Source organism: Hymenobacter sp. ISL-91 (genome assembly GCF_018613725.1).
GTDB lineage: Bacteria > Bacteroidota > Bacteroidia > Cytophagales > Hymenobacteraceae > Hymenobacter.
In genome coordinates, this window is the sequence record NZ_JAGGPS010000021.1 from 22482 (window position 1) to 29369 (window position 6888).

The window sequence follows — 6888 nt, forward strand, 5'->3', positions numbered from 1 at the left end:
ATTATCTACCAGCCTTATACTCCGCCACCGCCGTCAAAAAGTCATCAAACAGAAACTCCGTATCCTGGGGGCCGCCGGCGGCTTCGGGGTGAAACTGGGTGGAGAAGAACGGCTTCGTTTTGTGCTTGATGCCTTCGCAGGTGCCGTCGTTCAGGTTCTCGAACAGCATCTGCCACTCGGCGGGCAGCGTGTCGGGGTCCACGGCGAAGCCGTGGTTCTGGCTGGTGATGTAGCAGCGCTGGGTGCCGGTGCGCCTGACGGGCTGGTTGTGGCTGCGGTGGCCGTATTTGAGCTTGAACGTGTCGCCGCCCGCCGCCAGGCCCATGAGCTGGGAGCCCAGGCAGATGCCGAAAATGGGCTTGTCCTGGGTTAGCGCTTTTTGCAGGTGCCGGATGGTGGCTTCGCACATTTTGGGGTCGCCGGGGCCGTTGCTCAGGAACAGGCCGTCGTAGTCCAGCGTCGTGAAATCGTAGTCCCAGGGCACCCGAATCAGCTCCACGTCGCGCTCCAGGAAGCAACGGAGGATGTTGGTTTTGGTGCCGCAGTCCACGAGCACGATTTTGTGCTGGCCGCTGCCGTAGTGCCGCACGCCTTCGGGGCTCACCCGGGCCACCAGGTTGTCAAGGTTGGGGTCGTGCAGGGGCAGGTCCTGCCCGTCGGCCACGATTTTGCCCAGCATGGCCCCTTTCTCGCGCAGCTTTTTGGTGAGCATGCGCGTATCGACGCCGCAGATGCCGGGGATGTTGTACTCCTTCAGCCAGTCGCCCAGGCTTTTGGCCGCGTTCCAGTGGCTGTGCTCCTGGGAGTAGTAGTTGACCACCAGCCCGGCCACGTGGATTTTATCCGACTCGAAAATGCGGGAAATCGACTCGTAGAGCTCCTCGCCGGGCACGCCGTAGTTGCCCACCATGGGGGTGGTGAGCACCAGGATCTGGCCGGCGAAGGACGGGTCGGTCAGGTTTTCGGGGTAGCCGGTCATGGCCGTGCTGAACACCACCTCGCCCGCGGCGGAGCTGAACGCGCCGAAGGATTCGCCCTGGATTTCGGTGCCGTCTTCGAGAACAAGTTTTACTGTTTGGGACATGGCGTGGCGATTTACCCTCGCCCCTTCACTTTTCAACCAGGAAAGGCGGGGCGTTTTGAGGGGGAGATTTTGGGTTTTAGGGGTTGATTTTGACTGTAGTTGGCACGCGCTTGGTTAAGCGCAGTCAACTGCCTCTAAAGGCCATCCAGACCCGGCAGGCCGAGTAATTCAGCAGCGCGGCGCGCTGTGGTCCGGACGACTTCAACATCCGGCCCGGTGATGGTCAAGTGGCCCATTTTGCGGCCGATGCGCGCTTCGGCCTTGCCGTACAGGTGCAGGTGGGTTCCCGGTAGGCTCAGCACGGCTTGCCAGTCCGGCTCCCGCCGTTGCCCGTTGCCATCAAACCACACCTCACCCAACAGGTTGAGCATGATGGCCGGGGAATGCTGGCGCGGCGATGGTAAGGGCAGACCCGCCATAGCATGCACCTGCAGGTCAAACTGCGACACGTCGCAGGCGTCCAGGGTGTAGTGGCCGCTGTTGTGCGGACGCGGGGCCATCTCGTTGACAACCAGGCTGCCCTGCCCGCTGCCATCGTCCACCACAAAAAACTCGACGCACAGCACGCCCACATAACCGAGATGCTGGGCCAGGGAAACGGCCGCGTTGCGGGCCCTGGTGGCCAGGGCGGGCGGCATGTTGCCTTCGTAGGCATGGGTCACGGCCAGAATCCCATCGACGTGCACGTTGCGCTGCGGGGCGTAGCTGACGGCCTGCCCGTCCCAGCCGCGTGCCACCAGCACCGAACACTCGGCCGCGAGCGGCAGCATCTTTTCCAGCACGCAGGCCACGCTGCCCAGCTCGGCCCAGGCGGCAGCCAGCTCATCACCAGTCTTCACCCGGACCTGGCCCTTGCCATCGTAGCCCATGCGCGCAGTTTTCAGGATGCCGGGCAGCAAATCAGCCCGGTCGGCCCGCACGGCCTGGAGCTGGGCCGGCGTTTCAATTACCGCGTAGGGCGCGCAGGCCACCCCCGACAGGTCGGCGCCGGCCGTGAAGTGGGCTTTTTCTTCGATGCGGTCCTGGGCAATGCCCACCACGACCGCGCCCGGGGCCACGGGGCGCGTTAGGGCCAGCGTTTGCAGGGCCTGGGCGGGCACGTTTTCAAACTCGGTGGTGATGGCCTGGCACAGGTGGGCCAGTTCCGCCAGGCCGGTCGGGTCGTCGTAGGCAGTCTGGATATGGTGGTGGCTCACCAGCCCGGCCGGGCTCTGCGCGTCAGGGTCCAGCACGGCGGTGAAGTAGCCCAGGCGCTGGGCGGCATGCACCAACATGCGGCCCAGCTGGCCGCCGCCCAGCACCCCCAGGGTTGCCCGCTGACCATCGGCATCCGTACTGCCCGGAAAAACCGGGGTCATGGCGAGGTTATGCGTTTTGGCGCTCATACGGGCAGCGTCATGGCGCGGGCGGCTTCGGTTTGGGCGGCGCGGAACGCGTGCAGCCTGGTCGCCAGGTCCGGGTCGTGCAGGGCCAGCATGCTCACGGCGAACAGCGCGGCATTAGCTGCCCCGGCATCGCCAATGGCAAACGTCGCCACAGGCACCCCTTTGGGCATCTGCACGATGCTGTGCAGTGAATCCACGCCCTGCAGATGCCGGCTGGCCACCGGCACCCCCAGCACGGGCACCGTGGTTTTGGCGGCCAGCATGCCCGGCAGGTGGGCGGCGCCCCCGGCCCCGGCAATGATGGCCTGCAAGCCGCGCGGACCGGCTTGTTCGGCGTAGGTAAACAGGTCGTCGGGCATGCGGTGGGCCGATACCACGCGCGCCTCGTGGGCCACGCCGAAGTGCGTGAGCAGCTGCACGGCGTGCTCCATGGTTTTCCAGTCGCTGCTGGAGCCCATCACCACGCCAATCAGGGGCGTAGGGGAATCGGGTGTGGAAGGGTTGGAGTCGGAAGGGGTAGTCATAAGGAGCGTTGTAGAGGAAGCCGGGTATTGCCGGGAGGGGGGAGCAAAAAGCGCAATTATTCGCGTTCCAGCAGGATTTCGTTCCCCAAAATCACCAGGTCCACCCGGCCTTTCAACGTCTGGTCAATAAAGGGCGTGTTCTGGGATTTGGATTTCATGAAGTCCCGCGTGAAGGTCGTTTCCGCTTCGGTATCGAACAAAATGCAGTTGGCCGGTTGGCCGACTTCAATGGCGGCTACCGGCAGGCCCATCAGGCGACGGGGCTCGGCCGAGTAGCGCTTCACCACCAGGTCCCACCCGATTTTTTGGGGCTCGACGAAGTGGTGGTAGAGCGACACCAGGGCCGTATCCAGGCCGGTGATGCCATTGGGGGCGGTGATGAAATCCTGGGCTTTTTCGAACGGCGTGTGCGGCGCGTGGTCGGTGGAAATGATGTCGAATACGCCCTCCTTCAGCCCTTCGAGCAGCGCATCGCAATCGGCCTGGGTGCGCAGCGGCGGGTTCATCTTGTAGTTCGTGTCGTAGTCGCCGATGTGCTCGTCGGTGAACATCAGGTGGTGCGGGGTCACTTCCGCCGTCACCTTCACATCACCGCGCGACTTCCACCAGCGGATGGTTTCCATGCCCAGTTTGCTGGAAACGTGCTGGATGTGCACGTGTGCGCCCGCTGCATGGGCCAGGCGGATGTCGCGGTCGATGATGATTTCCTCCGCGCAGGCCGGCGAGCCCTTAATGCCGAGCCGGTAGCTCATCACCCCTTCGTTGAGGGCGCGCGGCCCGGCCAGCTCCGGCACCTCGCAGTGGCTGGCAAAAAACATCCCGAACTCGGTGGCGTACTGCATGGCCCGGAAAAGGACGGCCGGGTCGGCCGTGGTATCGCCGTCGTCGGTGAGCATTTTCACCCCCAGCTCGCGCATGCCTTCAATTTCGGCCAGCTCCTTGCCCTCGCGGTTCTTGGTAACGCAGCCGGAAGTGTACACCGGAATGCGCGACCGGTCGCGGGCATTGTCGAGCACCGTGGCCACCGCCGTGGCCGAGTCGAGGGCCGGGCGGGTATTAGGCATCATTACCACGCCGGTAACGCCGCCATTGATGGCCGCTTCGCTGCCCGTCGTGATGGTTTCCTTGTTCTCAAACCCGGGGGCGCGGAAATGGACGTGCGCATCAAACATGCCCGGCATCAGCACCCGGCCGCGCGCGTCGATGACCCGGGCACCCGCGGGAACGGCCAGGCCGCTGCCGATTTCCTGAATTTTTCCTTCGACAAGGAGGACGTCACTTTCGACCAGTAGGGGGGAGTTTTCGGAAGCGATACGGGCGTTTTGAAGCAGCAGCATGAAGGGATGATTTCGGTAACCCAGCGAGGGGTATGGAAGAGATAAAGTTAGGAAGCGGCGCCAGCCGTTGCGGGCGGCGCTTAGGGCATCAGCACTGTGGAGTTGATTTTCGGCCGCGCGACGTACGATTCCTGCCGCGGGAAATCTCCGCCCGGCGTGAGCCAGTCGAGCACGGCCATGCGCACCGAGATGCCGTTTTCGACCTGGTTGGTAATCAGGCTGCGCTCGTAGTCCATCACGGCGTCGCACAGCTCCACCCCCCGGTTCACGGGTCCGGGGTGCATAATGTAGAGGCCCAGGTCATTGATTTCCGCCAGCCGGGCCGTAGTGATGCCGTACACCCGGTGGTATTCGCGCAGGCTGGGGAAAAACTGCACGTCCTGGCGCTCCATCTGCACGCGCAGCAGGTACACCACATCGGGCGCCCAGGCCATGGCCGCCTCGTAGTCGGTGAAGCGGCGGATGGTGGCCGGGCCATACTTGGGCACCAGCGAGCCCGGCCCCAGGTACGCCACCTCGATGCCCAGCTTTTGCAGCAATGTGCTGGTGGAGCGCGCCACGCGGGAGTGGAGTATATCACCGATAATGAGCACTTTCTTGCCCCGGGGGTCGGGGAATTTCTCCCGGATGGTGAAGGCATCCAGCAGGGCCTGGGTGGGGTGCTCGTGGGCCCCGTCGCCGGCATTGATAACCGAGGCCGTGGTTTGGCGGGCAATCATGCCGGGCAGGCCGGGGTGGCTATGGCGAATGACGATGTAGTCGGTGCGCATGGCCTGGAGCGTCTCAATCGTCTCGCGTACCGACTCGCCTTTGGAAATGGAGGAGTGGGCAACATCGAAATTCGTGACCTCCGCCGAGAGGCGTTTGGCGGCCACCTCGAAGGAAGAATGCGTCCGGGTGCTGGCTTCATAAAAGAGCATGAGCACCGACTTGCCTTCCAGCGCGGGAATTCGCTTCACCGAATGGGTAAAGAGCTTTTTAAAGGACTTGGATTGGTCGAGCAGGAACTCGATTTCCTCCGGGTGCAGAGATGCAATGTCGATCAGGTCTTTACGTGCCATATCAGGTAGGGGAAATTAAGTGCGTAATCAGTAGCTACGAGCCAGCGGAGCTCAACCTATCGGGCTTAATAAGACCTTCCGTTTGTTGATTTCCAATCCCTTGAATAGGCGGCCAAAGCACCGAAAGCCGGTGTGAGCCAGGGCGATGGGGGCCGGCGCCATGGCGGCGGCGCGGCAAATCCCGAACTCATCGGACATAAAAAAACCGTTTCGGAATCCGAAACGGCAGCGGGGCAATACCCAGAAAAAACAACAGAAATACCAGTGGCAGAATCGGGAAAACCGACGGGGCTGCAGACCTTCCGGTCCACTCGCGGTTCCCAGTCGCGCTGGGTTCCACGCTTCATCAACGGGTTTTTTGGTTGAAGCATGCTGCAAAGCTACGGTATTGTTACGCCTGATAATTCATTAACGAAGTTAATTTTTCCAGCCTTCTTTTTTCATCTCTGTACTTTTCGAGCTAACGGGCTAATCAACACATATTTTGTTGTTCTTTTCACTGCCAAAAAAAACCATGGCTCGCGCAATCATTTGCTTGGCAAGCACATACGCCCTAACTTTGGCTCTTTATTCCGCAGCTTACGCTGGCAGATTATTATTCTGTGGTGACAGACAGCTCATGAACCATTTGGTATTTCATGGGCTGATTCATCTGCGGCGCATAAAGGTGAGATGGGCTAGTTAAGCCGGACAGAATAGGGTCGGTTTTCTAAAAGATGCCAGTGTGTGTCTAAGGCTTAGGGCCCTAATCTTCCAGAATGCTGTACAACTCGCGGCCGACGTAGTAATGATTGCCGCCAATGGTCTGCGTTTCCAATACCTGCAGTTCCACCAGCATATTCAGGTAGTCCCGGGCCGTGTGCCCGGCATAGGTCCGGTCTTCGGTCAGGTGCTTGGCGCGTGTAAAGCCGGCTGGGTGAAGATTTTCTGCACCAACTGGTCGGGGCGGCGCAGGATTTCCTGGCCCGCGACTACTTCCCCGATGGCATCGCGGGCGGCCAGGATGCGGTTGATTTTGTCAAAGGTCAGGTTCGCCGTGACTTCCACAGCTTTGAGCATGTCCAACAGCCAGGATTGCCAGTCGCCGCGCTGCCTGACGCCAGCCTACCTTTTGCCGATGAGTGCGCCGGGCAGTGCTGGCTCAACGCGGGCGTGATTGGGATGCCCGCTAACGATGGCACCCCGCGAGTTTGGTAGCTGCTGCTCGATGATACCGATGGCGTGTTCAGCTACACCTTCCCCCCCTTCACCTACGACAATCATCAGGCACATCAGCTAATACAGGCCAACGGGCTCCCCGATTCCTATGCCCACACGCTTTTAACGGGAATCTGGGACGACTGCGAAATTCTGCCAGCGGCAGAGAAGCCCCTACAGGGCCAATCTATTACGCCGCCTTATGAAGCTGACAGGCAGAACAGGATTCTTCTTCACCCCTTCCCGCGGCTTCGAGCCACAGCACGTCGGCGATTTTGATAAATAGGACTTACGCACTTG

General features: G+C 61.5%; 6 protein-coding genes. All 6 read right to left on the bottom strand.

Features of this window, described 5'->3' with window-relative positions:
* Nucleotide 1: 1 nt before the first annotated feature.
* Nucleotides 2-1084, bottom strand: coding sequence for a glutamine-hydrolyzing carbamoyl-phosphate synthase small subunit (gene carA / locus J7E24_RS09540; protein ID WP_215137494.1), 1083 nt, complete (start codon nt 1082-1084; stop codon nt 2-4).
* Between the two features lie 134 nt (nt 1085-1218).
* Complete coding sequence (locus tag J7E24_RS09545) at nt 1219-2469, bottom strand: 5-(carboxyamino)imidazole ribonucleotide synthase (protein WP_215137495.1); 1251 nt, start codon at nt 2467-2469, stop codon at nt 1219-1221.
* The gene (gene purE, locus J7E24_RS09550; RefSeq protein WP_215137497.1) at nt 2466-2993 is read right to left on the bottom strand and encodes a 5-(carboxyamino)imidazole ribonucleotide mutase; all 528 of its coding nucleotides are present in this window, start codon (nt 2991-2993) and stop codon (nt 2466-2468) included. The genes J7E24_RS09545 and purE overlap by 4 nt, the downstream gene beginning before the upstream one ends.
* 56 nt (nt 2994-3049) lie before the next feature.
* Nucleotides 3050-4330, bottom strand: coding sequence for a dihydroorotase (locus J7E24_RS09555; protein WP_215137499.1), 1281 nt, complete (start codon nt 4328-4330; stop codon nt 3050-3052).
* Nucleotides 4331-4410: 80 nt separating this feature from the next.
* A complete protein-coding gene (locus tag J7E24_RS09560) occupies nt 4411-5391 on the bottom strand; it encodes an aspartate carbamoyltransferase catalytic subunit (RefSeq protein ID WP_215137501.1) in 981 nt (326 codons plus the stop codon).
* Between the two features lie 885 nt (nt 5392-6276).
* Nucleotides 6277-6450 (bottom strand): hypothetical protein, encoded by a 174-nt coding sequence (locus J7E24_RS09565; RefSeq protein WP_215137503.1) that lies wholly within the window; start codon nt 6448-6450, stop codon nt 6277-6279.
* Nucleotides 6451-6888 lie beyond the last annotated feature (438 nt).